At 63.7% G+C, this 17,181-nt stretch carries 12 protein-coding genes; 11 read left to right on the top strand and 1 reads right to left on the bottom strand.

The window, feature by feature from the left end; genetic code table 11:
- Positions 1 to 15: 15 nt before the first annotated feature.
- The 6 genes from KG088_RS03945 to KG088_RS03970 all read left to right on the top strand — a co-directional run bounded on the left by KG088_RS03945 (position 16) and on the right by KG088_RS03970 (position 7,376).
- On the top strand, positions 16 to 2,610 hold the full coding sequence (locus KG088_RS03945; protein WP_213824195.1) for a TRAP transporter permease: 2,595 nt from the start codon (positions 16 to 18) through the stop codon (positions 2,608 to 2,610).
- Positions 2,611 to 2,621: 11 nt separating this feature from the next.
- Positions 2,622 to 3,050, top strand: a complete 429-nt coding sequence (locus tag KG088_RS03950; RefSeq protein WP_213824196.1) for a universal stress protein — start codon at positions 2,622 to 2,624, stop codon at positions 3,048 to 3,050.
- Between the two features lie 177 nt (positions 3,051 to 3,227).
- Positions 3,228 to 4,076, top strand: coding sequence for a DUF2189 domain-containing protein (locus tag KG088_RS03955; RefSeq protein ID WP_213824197.1), 849 nt, complete (start codon positions 3,228 to 3,230; stop codon positions 4,074 to 4,076).
- Complete coding sequence (locus tag KG088_RS03960; RefSeq protein WP_213824198.1) at positions 4,073 to 4,573, top strand: lysozyme inhibitor LprI family protein; 501 nt, start codon at positions 4,073 to 4,075, stop codon at positions 4,571 to 4,573. The genes KG088_RS03955 and KG088_RS03960 overlap by 4 nt, the downstream gene beginning before the upstream one ends.
- 88 nt (positions 4,574 to 4,661) lie before the next feature.
- A complete protein-coding gene (locus KG088_RS03965) occupies positions 4,662 to 5,180 on the top strand; it encodes an oxidoreductase (protein WP_213824199.1) in 519 nt (172 codons plus the stop codon).
- 30 nt (positions 5,181 to 5,210) lie between these two features.
- Positions 5,211 to 7,376 carry an ATP-binding protein gene (locus tag KG088_RS03970; protein WP_213824200.1) on the top strand — a complete coding sequence of 722 codons (2,166 nt, stop codon included), beginning with the start codon at positions 5,211 to 5,213 and terminating at the stop codon, positions 7,374 to 7,376.
- A 34-nt stretch (positions 7,377 to 7,410) separates the two neighbouring features.
- On the opposite strand, the gene cra is transcribed toward KG088_RS03970, so the two are convergent.
- A complete protein-coding gene (cra, locus tag KG088_RS03975; protein ID WP_213824201.1) occupies positions 7,411 to 8,418 on the bottom strand; it encodes a catabolite repressor/activator in 1,008 nt (335 codons plus the stop codon).
- Between the two features lie 270 nt (positions 8,419 to 8,688).
- On the opposite strand from cra, the gene ptsP reads away from it, so the two are divergent.
- From ptsP to mgrA, 5 genes are read left to right on the top strand one after another with little or no spacing between them, the layout of a single operon-like run.
- Positions 8,689 to 11,589 (top strand): phosphoenolpyruvate--protein phosphotransferase, encoded by a 2,901-nt coding sequence (ptsP, locus tag KG088_RS03980; RefSeq protein ID WP_213824202.1) that lies wholly within the window; start codon positions 8,689 to 8,691, stop codon positions 11,587 to 11,589.
- Positions 11,589 to 12,563, top strand: a complete 975-nt coding sequence (pfkB, locus tag KG088_RS03985; protein ID WP_213824203.1) for a 1-phosphofructokinase — start codon at positions 11,589 to 11,591, stop codon at positions 12,561 to 12,563. Before ptsP ends, pfkB begins: the two co-directional genes overlap by 1 nt.
- Positions 12,560 to 14,320: a PTS fructose-like transporter subunit IIB gene (locus KG088_RS03990; protein WP_213824204.1), complete on the top strand. Its 1,761-nt coding sequence runs from the start codon at positions 12,560 to 12,562 to the stop codon at positions 14,318 to 14,320. The genes pfkB and KG088_RS03990 overlap by 4 nt, the downstream gene beginning before the upstream one ends.
- A 43-nt stretch (positions 14,321 to 14,363) precedes the next feature.
- Positions 14,364 to 16,019, top strand: coding sequence for a glucose-6-phosphate isomerase (gene pgi, locus KG088_RS03995; RefSeq protein WP_250148053.1), 1,656 nt, complete (start codon positions 14,364 to 14,366; stop codon positions 16,017 to 16,019).
- A gap of 4 nt (positions 16,020 to 16,023) precedes the next feature.
- Positions 16,024 to 17,058, top strand: a complete 1,035-nt coding sequence (gene mgrA / locus KG088_RS04000) for an L-glyceraldehyde 3-phosphate reductase (RefSeq protein ID WP_213824205.1) — start codon at positions 16,024 to 16,026, stop codon at positions 17,056 to 17,058.
- The last annotated feature ends 123 nt before the right edge of the window (positions 17,059 to 17,181 follow it).

A 17,181-nucleotide genomic window follows, 5' to 3' on the forward strand; every position in this document is an offset into this window, starting at 1 on the left:
GAGCAGGGCAGGCATATGACTGACGATAACAACAGGGCTTCGGGAAGCGGAGTAGACCTGGAGGATATGGTCGCCTCCAGCGACACGGGGGCCCGTAAACCAGCCGGCATGCCCGGGAAAATATTGGTGAGCATCGCGGCCGTCTGGTCGCTCTTCCAGTTGTGGATTGCCTCCCCACTTTCCTTCATGGTGGGTTTCGGTGTGTTCAACGCCACCGAATCGCGCTCTATTCACCTGGCCTTTGCGCTTTTTCTGGCTTATATGGCCTATCCGGCACTCAAGCGCTCACCCCGCGATCGCATTCCCATTCAGGATTGGGTGCTTGCCGCGGCCGCGGCCTTCTGCGGCGCTTATATGTTCATGTTCTACGAGCAGCTATCCCAGCGCCCGGGAGCGCCGATACTGCAGGATGTGATCGTCGGGGTGGCGGGAATCCTGCTGCTGCTCGAGGCGACCCGCCGAGCGCTGGGCCCGCCGCTGATGATCGTGGCGTCGGTATTTCTTGTTTATAGCCTGGCCGGTCCCTGGATGCCAGGTATCCTCTCGCACGGCGGGGTTAGCCTCTTTGGGTTGATTAACCACCAGTGGTTGACGACCCAGGGGGTCTTCGGCATCGCGCTGGGGGTCTCGACCAGTTTTGTCTTCCTGTTTGTGTTGTTTGGTGCCTTGCTCGACAAGGCCGGAGCCGGTAACTATTTCATCAAGGTGGCATTTTCGCTGCTCGGACACTATCGCGGTGGGCCGGCCAAGGCCGCCGTGGTGGCGTCTGCCATGACCGGGCTGATTTCCGGTTCGTCGATCGCCAACGTCGTGACCACCGGTACCTTTACCGTACCGATGATGAAGCGTGTCGGTTTCTCCGCCGAAAAGGCCGGGGCCGTCGAGGTGGCGTCCTCGGTCAATGGTCAGATCATGCCGCCGGTCATGGGCGCTGCCGCTTTCCTGATGGTCGAGTATGTGGGCATTTCCTACGTCGAGGTCATCAAGCATGCCTTTCTGCCGGCGCTGATCTCCTACATCGCGCTGGTCTATATCGTCCACCTGGAGGCCATGAAGGCCAACATGCAGGGTCTTCAAAGCAGCAACCCGCCCAAGCCACTGTTGAACAAGGTGATCGGCTTTCTCGGTGGCCTGCTGCTGATGATGGTGACCGCTCTGGCCGTCTATTACGGGCTCGGCTGGCTCAAGCCGGTACTGGGCGATGCGACGCCCTGGGTGGTCGCGGTGGGGCTGACAGTCATCTATATCGCGCTGCTCAAGCTGGCCGCCGGTTACCCCGAACTCGAGCTGGATGATCCCAATCAGCCGATCTATTCGTTGCCGCAGACCAAGCCCACGGTGCTGGTGGGACTGCAGTACATCCTGCCGGTCATCGTGCTGGTCTGGTGTCTGATGGTGGAACGCTTGTCACCGGGACTGTCGGCCTTCTGGGCGACGGTCTTCATGATCTTCATCATTCTCACTCAGCGTCCTATTACTTCGATCTTCCGCGGGCGTAGCGATATGCGCGCAGACCTGCGCGAAGGCGTGATGGATCTGTGGAACGGCCTGGTCACCGGTGCCCGCAACATGATCGGCATTGGCATCGCCACTGCCACTGCCGGCATCATCGTCGGGGCCGTGTCGCAGACCGGCGTGGGTCTGGTCCTGGCCGAGGTGGTGGAAACTCTCGCCATGGGCAATCTGATGCTGATCCTGCTGCTCACGGCGGTACTCAGCCTGATCCTCGGCATGGGGCTTCCCACGACAGCCAACTATATTGTGGTATCGGCACTGCTGGCGCCGGTTGTCGTGCAGCTGGGCGCGCAAAACGGCCTGCTGGTACCGCTGATTGCGGTCCACTTGTTTGTGTTTTATTTCGGGATCATGGCCGATGTCACGCCCCCGGTGGGGCTGGCGTCATTCGCGGCAGCAGCAGTGTCGGGTGGCGACCCGATCCGTACTGGCTTCCAGGCCTTCTACTACAGCCTGCGCACCGCAGCGCTGCCTTTCCTGTTCATTTTCAATACCGACCTGCTGCTGATCGATGTGACCTTTCTGCAAGGGATCCTGATCTTCGTGGTGTCGACGATCGCCATGCTGATCTTCGCCGCGGCGACTCAGGGCTTCATGATCACTCGCAATCGCTGGTATGAATCCATCGTGTTGCTGCTGATTGCGTTCACCCTGTTCCGGCCCGGGTTCTGGATGGACATGATCCATGATCCCTACGAATCCGTGCCGCCGGCGCAATTCGTCGAGGCTTTGGGCGATGTCGATGAAGACGCCACCTTGCGCTTGCAGATTGAAGGTGTCGATGCGTTTGGTGATCGCATGACCACCTATATGACCCTGCCAGTGCCGGAAGGCGAGACCGGGCAGGAGCGGCTTGAAAACCTGGGCATGGAACTGCTGATCGAGGACGACACGGCAACCGTTGACATGGTCGCCTACGGCAGTCAGGCGGCGGATCTCGGCTTCGACTTCGATCAGGAAATCATCGAGGTGCTGGCCCCTGTCGATCGCTGGACCAAGGAGCTGATGTGGATTCCGGCCTTCCTGGTCTTCGGGCTGATTGTAATGATGCAGCGCCGGCGTCGTGACAAGACGGGCGCCACCGCCACTGCGTGAAGGAGAGTGCCATGTACAGCAAGATCATGTTGCCGGTGGATCTGAACGAGGAGTCGTCGTGGTCGAAAGCGCTACCGACGGCTCTGGCGCTCTGTCGGAGTTTCGACGCCTCCTTGCATGTGGTCACGGTGCTGCCGGACTACCAAATGCCCATCGTCGGGTCCTATTTCCCCAAGGGCTTCGCCAAGAAGGCCCATGAGGCGATCACTCAGGCACAGCACGACTTCATCAAGGCGAACGTGCCCGAGGACATTCAGGTGCAGAGTGTCATCGTCGATGGCTCACCCTGGGAGGCGATCGTCAAGGCAGCGAAGAAACTCGAGGTGGACCTGATCGTCATGGCCTCCCACAACAAGCGCAAATTTGCCGATTATGTGCTGGGACCCAACGCCGAGCACGTGGTGCATCATGCCAAGATATCAGTGATGATCGTGCGCTAGAGGTGTCTTCAGACGGCCCCCGGTTGCGATGATCGGGGGCTAGCTTGTGAGTATTGACCTGGAGCAAGTCCCCCCATTCTGAGGTAATGTAAGATCATGGGTTAGGCGTGGATCCGATCCCACCTGACGAGGTCCGGTCAGTCCGGAAAGCGACAAGGCAGAAACAGGGGTGACGCAATGAGTGCGGCAAAGACAACAGGTGAACACAAGGCTGCAGCGCCCAGGGTCAAGATCACCATCAATCCAGTCGGCAGCGACAGGCCTCGAGCATGGCTGGCTGCTGGTTTCGAAGACTTTCGGCAGGCCACGGCAGTCAGCCTGTCCTACGGTATGTTCTGGGTGGGCCTGAGCATAGCGATCACCTTCACCGCCGTGACGCTGGGGCTTTGGCACTGGTTATTGCCCATGCTGGCCGGCTTCATGTTCATCGGCCCGTTGGTGGCCGTGGGCTCCTACGGCATCAGCCAGGCATTGGAGGCCAATCGTGCCCCTCACCTGGGGGATGCTTTCGGCGCCTGGAAGGGTCATACAGGCCAGCTGGCGATGATGGGCGTGATGATGATGATCTTCTTCCTCGCCTGGATTCGTCTGGCCACACTGCTGTTCGCGCTTTTCTTCGGTTTCGAAGTGCCCAGCCCCGCGACGCTCTATGCCTCCCTTCTTACCACGCCAGAAGGACTTGGCATGATCGCCGTGGGTTCCGTGGCGGGCGGCATACTGGCCTTTGGCGCCTTTACCATCAGTGTGGTGGCCATTCCGACCTTGATGGACCAGGACCTTACCTTCATGGAGGGGATCGAAGCCAGTGTTCGCTCCGTGGCGCGAAACTTCCGCCCGATGTTGCTTTGGGCAGCGATTCTCACTGGCTGCGTGCTGGTCGGCGTGATGACCTTCTACATCGGCCTGGCCTTGATCCTACCGGTACTCGGTCATGCCAGTTGGCATGCCTACGAGGATCTGGTAAGAATCACGCCGATGGATGACACGTCGGGCAGTGCACCTTCAGAGAGCGAGTTGAGCCGTTGACAGGCGTCCTCGCCAAGCGCTGGAAAGGGGCCGGTAGCGTCTTCCTGCTTGCCGTTACCTTGCCCGCACAGGCCTGGGGGCAGACTGTATCGAACAGTCATCCCATCGCCTTGCAGCTAGATAGCTGCATGGCGGAGAGCCCGTCGGGTTCCCGAGGCATGCTGGACTGTGCCAAGGAGGCCGAAGCCGCCTGGGAAGAGGAAGTAGAGCGTCTGACCGAGCGACTGTCGAGCGTGTTGGGTGAGGAGGCAAGGGAGGCACTTGAGTCTTCCGACCTCGCCTGGCGGGCCAGCCATGACGCCGACCTGACCTTCATCGATGCCTACCATGACCAACTCGAGGAAGCTGAACTCGGCGACCCTGAGCTGGTCATGCTGTCGCGTCAGATACACCGTAATGCCGGGCTCGAAATCCGTGTCTCACGACTCGAAAATTTCCTTGCCGGCCTCGAGGACATCCCCGACACGATACCCGAGGAACGCATTCCGCCGCCCTGATGTGCCATTAAGGCGCGAGGGGTAAGGTGCTGCCGGGTATTCACGTCGCTGCCACCACCACGATCTGATCTCTTGGGGGACGATGCCAATGCCCAGGCGCATCATGCCCGGCCTGTCGGTCGTCTTGCTCATCGGCTCGTTGCTATTTTCCATGCGACTCGTCGCCGAGCCGCTGCCGTCTCCCACGGGGGAGGTGATACTCACCATCAGCGGGAATATCGCGCATACCAATGCGGGTGCGCAGGCCCATCTCGACCGGGACATGCTGATGGCCCTGGAGTCGCGCGTCGTCGAGACCAACACGCCTTGGCATAGCGATTCGTCCCGCTATGAGGGGCCGTTGTTGCTTGCCGTTCTGCAGGTCGCAGGCGCTGAGGGCGAGCGCATCGTGGTGCGAGCCCTGAACGACTTCGAGGCCGAGATCCCGATCACGGACCTGCATGATTATAAGGTAATTCTGGCCCTGCATCGCGACGGCGAGCCCATGCCGATTCGCGAGTTCGGTCCGCTGTTCGTGCTCTATCCTTTCGACGAGCATCCCGAACTCAACAATGAGACGATCCGCTTTCGCTCGGTATGGCAGGTGGAGAAAATCCATGTGCCTTGATCACTCTTTCGACTGAACGCTGCCTCGCCCATGTTGCGCCTCCCGCTGCGCCTAAAATTCGGTGCTATCGCCGCCCTGGTGCTCTTCGCCGCCGCCGTGCTGGTGGTGGGGCTGGTCTCTTGGCGTCAGGACAGTCTGACCCAAAGCGTTGGCGGCGACACCGCCTGGCACGCTTATAAGATGGATCGTGACGTCGTACAGTTGCGCAATTATCTCGGCGATCCCGACCGTAGCCTGGCAGGGGCCAGGCTACGCTTCGAGCTGCTCTATAGTCGTCTGAACCTCTTGCGCGGTGGGGAGGTTTCCGAGCTGATCGCGTCCATCCCCGTGGCGGTATCGCTGCTCGACGGGATCGAGGCACGACTCGACGAGCTGGACGCGCACTTAGAGTCGATTGACGCCCTTGACGATGAGCGCCGCCTCGCGCTTGACCGGCACTTCGAAGCGCTGGGACGGCGCACCGAGCCGCTGATCATCGCCATCAACGGCCACCTGGCCGATAGCGCGACGCATGAACGCCAGCAATTGCAGACCCTCTACGCCTTGCTGATGGCGCTTATCCTGGCCATGAGCGTGGCAGCGATGCTGGTCGTGATGTTTTTCTTTCGCGAAGCCCGCGACAATGCCGCGGCCCGGCGTAAGCTGGAAACCCTGAGCCAAGAGCTTGAAGCCACCGCCCGGCGCGCCCAGACGGCAAGTGAGAGCAAGTCGCTCTTCCTGGCCACTGTCAGCCACGAGATACGCACACCGCTCAACGGCGTGATCGGCATGAGTGATCTGCTGCTCGACCAGCCGCTGGAGGGGCGTTCGCGCCACTATGCTCATACCATTCACAACAGCGCCGGCCTGCTGCTGGAGTTGATCAACGACCTACTGGACTTTTCCAAGATCGAGGCGGACCGGCTAGAGCTCGAGTCGCGCCCCATTCCCCTGAGCGAGTTGGTCGAGGGGGTCATGACACTGTTTGCCCATCGTGTCGAATCACAAGGCGTACGGCTTGCCAGCCATCTTGACCCACGGCTTCCGCGACGCGTGTTCAGTGATCCCGTGCGGCTGCGCCAGGTGCTGTTGAACCTGGTTTCAAACGCCATCAAGTTTACCGACCAGGGCGAGATCCTGCTGTCGGTGACGGGCCCCGAGCCGGAGTATCTGCGTTTCGACGTGATCGACACGGGGCGTGGCATCACGGCAGAACAGCTCCCGCGGCTTTTCGAGCCTTTCCAGCAGGGTGACGCCTCTACCGCCCGGCATTTCGGCGGTACCGGCCTGGGCCTGGCCATTTGTCGTCGCCTCGTGGAAGCCCTCGGGGGGCGCTTGGAGGTGCAAAGTGAACCCGGTGTGGGAAGCCGCTTCTGTTTCAACCTGCCGCTGGTGCCTGCGGACAACGCCCCGGTTGAGGCGACACGCAAGGCCTCTTGCCCTGTCCGGCTTGACGAGTCGCAATTGCTGGTGGTCGAGGATAATCCGGTCAATCGACAGGTGGCGGTGGCGATGCTGGAACGCTTCGGCTGTCGTGTCAGTGTCGCCGAGAGTGGTGCTGAGGGTCTGGAAAAAGCCATGCAGATGCGCTTCGATCTGATCTTCATGGACGTTCAGATGGCCGACATGGACGGCCTGGACGTTACGCGGCGACTGCGCGCGAGCGGCGGCTGGTCCGGCGAGGTGCCGATCATCGCCATGACCGCCGGCGGACCTGGGGGCGAGCAGGCACGTTGTCTCGCCGCCGGCATGAACGGCTATCTGACCAAGCCGTTGTTTCAGGAAGCGCTGGAAGCGATGTGGCGTCGTCATCTCCACAAGACCGGCGACGGCGCACAGATTTTCGCGTCGGCCCCCGAGCCGAGTGAAACCGACCAGCCGCTTGACCGGGCCACATTGGCTGCGCTGCGTGAGAGTCTCGGCAAACGCGGTCTCGCCTTGTTGATCGCGCTCTATCGCGAGCAGGTCGAGGCACGCCTTGCCGAGCTGGATCAGGCCCTCGGCGCAGCATCGTCGGAGCGCATCAACCAGCTGGCCCACCAACTCAAGGGTGAGTCGTCCAGCCTCGGTGCGGTGAAGATGGCCGGAATTGCCGCACTGCTGGAGCGCATGGGCAGGGAGGGGCAACTGGGCGAGGCCGGCGTGATTCTCGTGGACCTGAAGCGATGCCTTGCAGTCACGCTGCACAGGCTCGAGCCCTGGTCGGCGTTAGATTGAAGTGGATCCAGTGAGGCGATTCAGGTGAATCGGGTCAGGTGGTAAAGAGAGCTGTGCGTTCCGGCAGACGCCAATGATGCGTCCGCGGAATAACATGCTCACCGGGCTGATAGGCGCCCCGCGAAGCCGCCAAGGCGCAGGCCAGGGTTACCATGGCGATGCGGTCATGATCCTGAACCGCAGAGTTGACTGGCAATGGCAGGAAGTCGAGCAGGCGGTTGTCGCCAAAGGTGGCCAGGCGCAGCGATTGCGGCAGGCCCCCGTCCTCGAGCAATACGTCGAACACGCCATCGAGCAGCGTGTAAGAGGCCGTGATCAAGGCGTCCGGAAGGTCGTGACGGTCAAGGAGCTCGCGCATCAGTCGCGCGCCGTCGCTGCGATCATAGCGCTTGGCGCCACTGGCGATCACCTGCACGGAACTGCCGGCCAGCGCCTGCTGGAAGCCGGCCCGGCGCTCCCGGCTGATCGAGAGCGCTGGTACAGCATCCAGCCAGGCGATACGTTTGACTGAGTCATCGAGTACCGAGCGAGTCAGCCGCTCGGCGGCATCGCGATCGTTGCCTACCACGCTGGCGAAATACTGAGGGTCCAGGCCGCGGTCCATGGCAACGATCGGCAGTCCTTCGGCCATCATGTCGCGATAGAAATCATCTTCCATGGGTAGGCAACTGGCGGTGATGATGACCTCACAACGTTGTGCGCGCAGCGCCAGCGCCAGTTCGCGTTCGCTTTCCGGGTCGTCGTCGGAACCCACGATCAGCAGATGGTAGCCCTGTTCCCGTGCCCCGCGCTCCAGACGCTTGGCCAGGCGTGCATAACTGGCGTTTTCCAGGTCGGGAACGATCAGTCCAAGCAGGCGGCTTACGCCTCGTCGCAGGGCGGCGGCCTGCGCGTCGACTCGGAAGCTGTGCTTGTGCACCACGGCCATGACGCGATCGACGGTATGAGAGCTGATGCGTCGTTCGCGCGCCTTGCCATTGATGACGTAGCTTGCGGTGGTCCGTGAAACGCCGGCCAGGCGAGCAATTTCGGCGAGTGTCATGAGTTACCCCTGCGTATAACAAGGCAGTTTACCAGCCTGCCGGCCTCTCTACCCCCTGCCAAAGTTGTAGTCCCACGGCCTTGCCAACCACGAGCAATCCAGCCAGCATTGCAATCTAGCAGGTGACACGATTCAGCCGGCGCTTATGCGAGGTATTTCGGGCCCCCCAAGTTACGCAGGTCAAGAAGCGTTCCGAAGGCTGCCAGCAATACTCCTAAGGCTGAGAGTAGGCGACCACCGCCGCGTCACCCGAATGAACAGGAGACAACCATGTTGACGCTACGCCAGGATGATATTCAGCTGGGCTGTCGGGCCGATGACTGGCGAATGGCGCTGGACCAGGCCGCTGACGCTCTGCACGAGGCTGGGTTGGTCGATATCGCCTACCGTGATGGCTTGCTCGACCGCGAGGCCCAGTCTTCGACCTTTCTGGGTAACGCCATTGCCATCCCCCACGGGACTCCCGAGAGTCGCCAGCACGTCAAGCAAACCGGCATTCGGGTGCTGCAGTTTCCCGCTGGGGTGGAATGGCATGATGGCAACCGCGTACACGTGCTGGTGACTATTGCCGCGCAGAGCGACGAGCATCTGGACATCCTTCGCCAGCTGACGCATGTGCTGGACCGGGAAGGTGTCGCCGAGCGTCTGGCCGCCGCCGATTCACGCAGCGAGATTGCCGGCTTGCTGTCGAAAGCCGTCATTGAAGCGCGCCTGGATGCCGAAACCCTCTGCCTGGGCTTCCCCGCCCGTGACCGTCAGGAGTTGGCCCTGGCCGGCGCCGCACGACTGCGCCAGGTCGGCTGCGTCACCAACGAATTTGTGGCCGATGTAGCCGCGCGCCTGCCGCAGGACCTCGGTCAAGGGCTCTGGCTGGTGGCGAGCGACCGCGGCGTCGAGGTGCCGGCGCTGTCGCTGGTGACGCCCGATGGCGATGTGGACCGTGAGACGAGAGAGACAACCGACAGGACCCACGGCGTCTTGTGCCTCGCCGCCCAGGGCGACGCCCATCGCGGACTTCTCGAGCGTGTCGTCTCATTGCTGGAGAGCGACGCGGCCAGCGGGCTGCACGACGCCGATGCCGCGACGATCCTGGCGCGATTCGCCGGCGAGTCCTCCGCCGCCAGCACCCGCCAGGCCCGCGTGCTCAACGCCCACGGTCTGCACGCCCGCCCAGCCAAACAGCTGATCCAGGTGGCGCGTGCCCAGGACATGCCGATCCGCGTGCGCCTCGCCGAAGGTGGCGGTGAAGCGGTGTCGGCCAGCAGCCTGACCAAGGTGATCAACCTCGGCGCCCGGCGTGGCCAGCAGCTGACGTTTTCCGCCGAAGGGCAGGGCGCCGAGGCGGCGCTGATGGCCGTCTGCAACGCCGTGGCCGAGGGCCTGGGTGAGCAGGTGGCCCCCTTCGATGAGAGTCGCGAGCAGGCGGTGGCGGAGACGGCGCCGGACGCGCCGGCCCCCACACCATTACCCGACGATGAACCCCACCTGGCGGTTGCCGCCTCACCGGGACTGGCCATCGCGCCGGTGTTCGTCATGCGCACGCCGCGCTTCGACTATGCCGAGCGGGCGACCGACGCCACCGCCGAGTCACGGCGTCTCGATGCCGCAATCAGGGAGGGTGCCGAGCAGCTCGAGGCCCTGGTGCAGCGTGCCCGTGGCGGCGAAGTCGCCGAGATCCTCTCCATGCATGAGGAAATGCTCGACGATCCCGAGCTGCATCAGGCCGCCCGCGAGGGCATCGGTGAGGGGCTTTCCGCCGAGGCCGCCTGGTGGGGCGCCATCGAGACCGCCGCCCACGCCCAGGAAATGCTCGCCGACCGCCTGCTGGCCGAGCGCGCCGCCGACCTGCGCGACGTGGGCCGCCGGGTGCTGGGCATCCTCTGCCGAGTCGAGCTGCCCGAGCCGCCGGAGCAACCCTATATTCTGGTGATGGACGACGTCGGACCGTCCGACGTCGCACGCCTCGATACCACCCGGGTGCGTGGGCTGCTCACCGCGCGCGGCGGGGCGACCGCTCACAGCGCGATCCTGGCGCGTGCGCTGGGCATTCCCGCCGTGGTCGGCGCCGGGGCGCGCGTGCTCACGCTTGCCAACGGCACCGAACTGATTCTCGACGGCGAGCGTGGACGGGTGACGCCCGCGCCTTCGCCGGAACGTCTGCGCCGTGCCGAGCAGCGCCTGGCCGAGCGCGAGCGTCGCGAGGCCGCCGCCTGGGAGGCGCGTTTTGAAGTGGCTCAGACCCGCGACGGCCACCGTGTCGAGGTGGCCGCCAATCTGGGCAACACCGCCCACGCCGGTGATGCCGTTGAGCGCGGCGCCGAAGGTGTCGGCCTGCTGCGCACCGAATTTTTGTTCATGGCGCATGCCCAGGAGCCGGATCTCGACACCCAGATCGCCGAGTATCGCGAGGCGCTGGATGCCCTGGACGGCCGCCCGCTGGTGGCACGCACCCTAGATGTCGGTGGCGACAAGCCCTTGCCCTACTGGCCGGTGCCGAAGGAAGACAATCCCTTCCTCGGTCTGCGCGGGATTCGCCTGGCACTCACCAAGCCCGAAGTGCTCGAGACCCAGTTTCGCGCCATGCTGATGGCTGCGGCTGGGGGACCCGAAGGTCGGAGCCAGCCGCTGCGGATCATGCTGCCGATGGTCAAGGATATCGCCGAATTTCGCGCCGCCAAGCGGATATTCGATCACCTGCTCGAGACGATTCCCGAGGCCGAGCGCACCACCGACGTGCAGCTCGGGGTGATGATCGAGGTGCCATCCTGCGCCTTGCTGGCGCCGACCCTGGCCGCCGAAGTGGACTTCTTCTCGGTTGGTACCAATGACCTGACCCAGTACACACTGGCCATTGATCGCGGTCATCCGGAACTTTCCGCCCAGGCCGACGGCCTGCACCCGGCGGTGCTCAAGCTGATCGAGATGACCGTGAACGCCGCTCACGCCCACGGCAAGTGGGTGGGGGTCTGTGGCGAGCTTGCCAGTGACGCCGTGGCCGTGCCGGTGCTGGTCGGGCTGGGGGTCGACGAACTCTCGGTCAGCGCCCGCCAGATACCGCTGGTCAAGGCGCGGCTGCGTGAGTTTGATCTCGCGGAGGCCCGTGCCCAGGCACAGCTGGCGTTGACGCAAGCCACCAGTGAGGCCGCCCGCGACGCCCTGGAGGTGCACTGATGGCCAGAATCCTCACCCTGACGCTCAACCCCGCCCTGGATCTGTCGGTGGGTCTGGACCGGCTGGTGCTCGGCGAGGTCAACCGCACTCGTGAGACCCACCTGGCGGCGGCCGGCAAGGGCGTCAACGTGGCGCGGGTGCTGGTCGAGCTGGGGCACGACGTCAGCGTCTCGGGCTTTCTCGGCGCCGACAACGACGGCCCCTTCCTGCGCGCCTTCGACACCCTGGGCGTGGAGGATGCCTTCATCCGCGTGCCGGGCGAGACCCGCATCAACGCCAAGCTCGCCGAAGCCGACGGTCGGGTCACCGACATCAACGGCCCGGGGGCCGCCATCGACGCGGCGGCCTGGCAGAAACTGCTCGTCGGCCTGGACGCGCGAGTCAACGACCCGCTTCGCCGACCCGATGCGCTGGTGATCGCCGGAAGCCTGCCGCCAGGCCTTTCGGCGGATGATCTTGCCAACCTGATCACCCGGCTGCGCGCCACCCGGCTGCCGGTCTGGGTCGACACCAGCGGGGAGGCGCTCGCCGCCGCCATCGCGTCGCGGCCAACGGCCGTCAAGCCCAACGAGCATGAGTTGGCCGCCTGGGCCGGCACTGCCCTGGAGTCACCCGAGGCACGCCTCAAGGCGGCGCTCAAGCTTTACGGTGCCGGTGTCGAGGAGGCGCTGATTTCCGCCGGCTCCCAGGGCGTGCTCTGGGTCAGCCGCCGCGGTGCCTGGCAGGCGCTGCCACCGCGTCTCGACGTGGCGAGTACCGTGGGCGCCGGCGATACCCTGGTCGCCGCCATGCTGCACGGCGTGCTGTCGGGGCATCCCCCCGAGCAGGTGCTTCGACTGGCCACGGCACTTTCTGCCGAGTCCGTTCGTCACGTCGGGGTGGGTGATGCCCACGCCGCCGATTTTTCCACCCTCCAACAACAGACCCGCGTTCGCCGTCTCAACGACGTCGATGCAGGGGGAGCCATCGCATGAAAGCCATCATCATCACCGCCTGCCCCAGTGGCATGGCGACCACCTTTCTCGCCGCCCGCCGCCTCGAGCAGGCCGCCGGCCGCCTCGGCTGGCAGGTCGATGTCGAGATGCACGGCGAGCTTGAACCGCTCGCCCCGGTATCCGCCGAGGCCATCAACGCCGCCGACCTGGTCATCGTCGCCGCCGATCATGTGCCTGCCGCGCAGCGCTTTGCCGGCAAGCGGCTGTATCATGCGCCGATCGACCAGGCATTGCCGGACCCGGGTGCCTTCCTCGAGCGCGCCGAGCGCGAGGCCAGCATCTATACGCCGCCCACAGAAACATCGCCCACCGAGACGCTATCGACGGCGGCCGCCAGCAGCGGTGCCCGCAAGATCGTCGCGGTAACGGCCTGTCCGACCGGCGTGGCCCACACCTTCATGGCCGCCGAGGCGCTGAGTGAGGCGGGCAAGTCGATGGGCCATGCCATTCGGGTGGAGACCCAGGGGTCGGTGGGTGCCCAGGACCAGCTCACCGACGAGGAGATCGACGAGGCCGACCTGGTGATCCTCGCCTGTGATATCGACGTCGATCCGGCCCGGTTCGTCGGCAAGCGGATCTATCGAACCTCCACCGGCAATGCCCTGAAGAAACCGCAGCCCACCATCGAGGCGGCCCTGGAGCATGCCGAGGTGGAGAGCGCCGGTGGTAAGAGCCAATCGGGCGGCGAGGCGAGCAAGAGCGTCAAGGAGAAGGGCGTCTACAAGCACCTGCTCACCGGGGTTTCCTTCATGCTGCCGATGGTGGTGGCCGGTGGCCTGCTGATCGCCCTGTCGTTCGTGTTCGGTATCGAGGCCTTCCAGGAGGAGGGCACGCTGCCCGCGGCGCTGATGCAGATCGGTGGTGGCACGGCCTTTGCGCTGATGATTCCGGTGCTGGCGGGCTATATCGCCTATTCCATCGCCGACCGGCCGGGTATCGCTCCGGGCATGATCGGCGGCATGCTGGCCTCCGAGATCGGCGCCGGCTTCATCGGCGGCATTCTCGCCGGCTTTTTGGCGGGTTACGTCGCCAAGGCGGTGGCCCAGCACGTCAAGCTGCCGTCCAGCGTCGAATCGCTCAAGCCGATCCTGATCATCCCGCTGGTGGCGAGCCTGGTCACGGGGCTGGTGATGATCTATGTGGTCGGCGAGCCGGTGGCGGCCCTCCTCTCGGCCTTGACCACCTTCCTCGAGAACATGGGCTCGACCAATGCCGTGCTGTTGGGCATCCTGTTGGGAGCCATGATGTGTTTCGATCTCGGCGGGCCAGTCAACAAGGCCGCCTATACGTTCGGTGTGGGCCTGCTGGCTTCCGAGACCTACGGGCCGATGGCGGCGATCATGGCGGCCGGCATGGTGCCGGCGATCGGCATGGGCATCGCCAGCTTCGTCGCCAGGTCGAAGTTTTCGGAGCCGGAGCGTGAGGCGGGCAAGGCGTCCTTCGTGCTGGGCTTTTGCTTCATCACCGAGGGGGCCATTCCCTTCGCCGCCAAGGATCCGCTGCGGGTCATTCCGATCAGCATGGTCGGTGGGGCGATCACCGGCGCGCTCTCGATGCTGGTCGGCGCCAAGCTGATGGCACCGCATGGTGGTATCTTCGTGCTGCTGATTCCCAATGCCATCTCGCCGGTACTGCTTTACCTGGGCGCCATCGTCATCGGCTCGCTGGTCACCGGCCTGGGGTATGCGGCGATCAAGCGCGGCGGCCAGCCGGTGCCCGTGAGTGCCACCGCCTGAGCCGTCGGACGGGCAGGTTTTTCCGATAACAAGAGGCTAACCAATGTTCCAGCTCACCCGCAGCGTCACCTGGCAGGCCCTCAAGGGCCTGCAGGAAACCACGGCCAACGACCGTATCCGCGACTATTTCGCCGCCGACCCGAAGCGATTCGAGAAGATGAGCCTGCGCGTCGGGGGTCTGTTTCTCGATTATTCCAAGCATCATCTCTCCGACGAGGTGCTCGAGACCCTACTCGAACTGGCCGACCACTCGGCGCTGGTGCAGCGACGTGCGCAGATGTTCTCAGGCGACATCATCAATGTCACCGAGGACCGCCCGGTGCTGCATACGGCCCTGCGCAATCTTGGCGAGGGGCCGCTCAAGGTCGATGGCCAGGACGTGATGCCGGAGATCCAGCGCACCCGCGAGCAGATCAAGCAGTTCTCGGAAGCGGTACGCAATGGCGAGTGGAAGGGTTATAACGGCCAGCGCATCACCAGCGTGGTCAACATCGGCATCGGCGGCTCGGACCTCGGGCCCAACATGGCCTGCCGGGCGCTGCTCAAGCACCGCCATCCGGAGCTCAGTTTCCACTTCGTCTCCAATGTCGACGGCGCGCATATCCAGAAGGTGCTGAGCGGCCTCGACCCGGCCAAGACGCTGTTCATCGTCTCGACCAAGACCTTCTCCACCCAGGAGACCCTGCTCAACGCCCACACGGCGCGGCGCTGGTTCCTGGATAATGCCGGCGAGGATGCCGATGTCGGGGCGCACTTTATTGCCGCCTCGACCAACCGCCAGGCGGCCATGGAATTCGGCATCCGTGAGGAGAACGTCTTCGAGTTCTGGGCCTGGGTCGGCGGGCGCTATTCCATGTGGTCGTCGATCGGCCTGCCGATCGCGCTATCGATCGGCTTCGAGGGTTTCATGGAACTGCTCGAAGGGGCCTACGAGATGGACCAGCATTTTCTTTCGGCACCGTTCGCCGAGAATATGCCGGTACTGATGGCGCTGATCGGCATCTGGTACATCAACTTCCAGGGCGCCGAGACCCAGGCCATCGTGCCCTACGATCAGGCGCTGCATCAGTTGCCGGCCTTCCTGCAGCAGCTCGACATGGAGTCCAACGGCAAGTCGGTGGATATCTTCGGCCATCCGGTGAACTACAAGACCGGGCCGATCGTATGGGGGCAGACCGGCTCCAATGGCCAGCATGCCTTCTTCCAGCTTCTGCATCAGGGCACTCGATACGTCCCCATCGACTTTATCGCCTCGCTCAAGCCCGAGTTCGGCGTCGAGGATCACCACTTTGCGCTGCTGACCAACATGCTGGCCCAGGCCAACGCTTTCATGGAAGGCAGCCAGGAAGGCAGCCGGCTTGACCCCTACAGCTGCCCGGGCAATCGTCCCTCGAGCGTATTGCTGCTCGACGAACTGACGCCCAAGAACCTCGGGGCGCTGATCGCGCTTTACGAGCACAAGGTGTTTGTCCAGGGGGTGATCTGGAACATCAACTCCTTCGACCAGTGGGGCGTGCAGTTGGGCAAGCGCATCGCCGGCGAGATCAGCGAGCGTATCGACTCGCGCAGCCAGGACTTCGATGCGTCCACTCAGGGACTGCTGGCCTTGGTCCGGGGGCACTTTACGCCGCCCACTCCGCAAGACGACGGAGGTGGAACTGCCAAGTCCCGCCGCGCAAAGAAAACGCCGCAGGAGTAAAAGGATGCGCTACCAGGCCGCTGCCTCGCGTTACGAGACCATGCACTATCGCCGCTGCGGACGCAGCGGCTTGCAATTGCCCGCGCTCTCGCTGGGGCTATGGCACAACTTCGGTGATGTCGATACCCTCGATAATCAGCGGTGTCTGCTGCGCCGCGCCTTTGACTTGGGCATCATTCACTTCGATCTCGCTAACAACTACGGCCCGCCCCCGGGAAGTGCCGAACGCAACTTCGGTCGCTTGATGGCGGAGGATTTTCGTCCCTATCGCGACGAGTTGATCATCTCGACCAAGGCCGGTTATTACATGTGGCCCGGCCCCCACGGTCAGGGTGGCTCACGCAAATCATTGTTGGCCAGCCTGGATCAGAGCCTGTCGCGGATGGGACTCGACTATGTGGACATTTTCTACTCCCACTGTGTCGATACACAGACGCCACCGCAGGAGACTGCCGAGGCTCTGGCCAGCGCGGTGGAGCAGGGCAAGGCGCTGTATGTGGGGATCTCCTCCTATTCGGCGCCGCGTACCCGGGAGATCGTCGGTCTGCTGCGCGAACGCGGGGTTCCTTGCCTGATTCACCAGCCCTCCTATAACCTCTTTAATCGCTGGGTGGAGCAGGAACTGCTCGACACCCTCGAAGCCGAAGGTATGGGGTGCATCGCCTTCACGCCCCTGGCCCAGGGCCTGCTCACCGACAAGTATCTCAACGGGGTGCCCGACTCGGCGCGAATCAACCAGCCCGGCGGCGGTTCCATGCGGCCCGAGCACTTGAGTGAGGACAATCTGGCCCGGGCGAGGGCGCTTAATAGCATCGCTGAGCGTCGTGGTCAGAACCTGGCACAGATGGCGTTGGCCTGGTTGCTGCGCGATCCACGCGTCACCTCGGTACTGATAGGCGCCAGCCGCGTCGAGCAACTCGAGGACAACGTGGCGGCGCTCGACAACCTTGAGTTCTCCAACGAAGAACTCGTTGAGATCGACCATCACGCTGTTGTCGACGCTGGCGTCAATCTCTGGGCCAAGTCCTCCGAGGAGTAAGCCGCATCCCGCCCTGTTCGACGTCACGAGTAAAAGCCAGCCGTGCAGAAGCCGCAGTGCGGAGGGAGAAAGTGCCTCGATTTTTGTTAAATTACCCCTGTGCCTATCAACCTGCTTCTTACA

Source organism: Halomonas jincaotanensis (genome assembly GCF_018448785.1).
GTDB classification, from domain to species: domain Bacteria; phylum Pseudomonadota; class Gammaproteobacteria; order Pseudomonadales; family Halomonadaceae; genus Halomonas; species Halomonas jincaotanensis.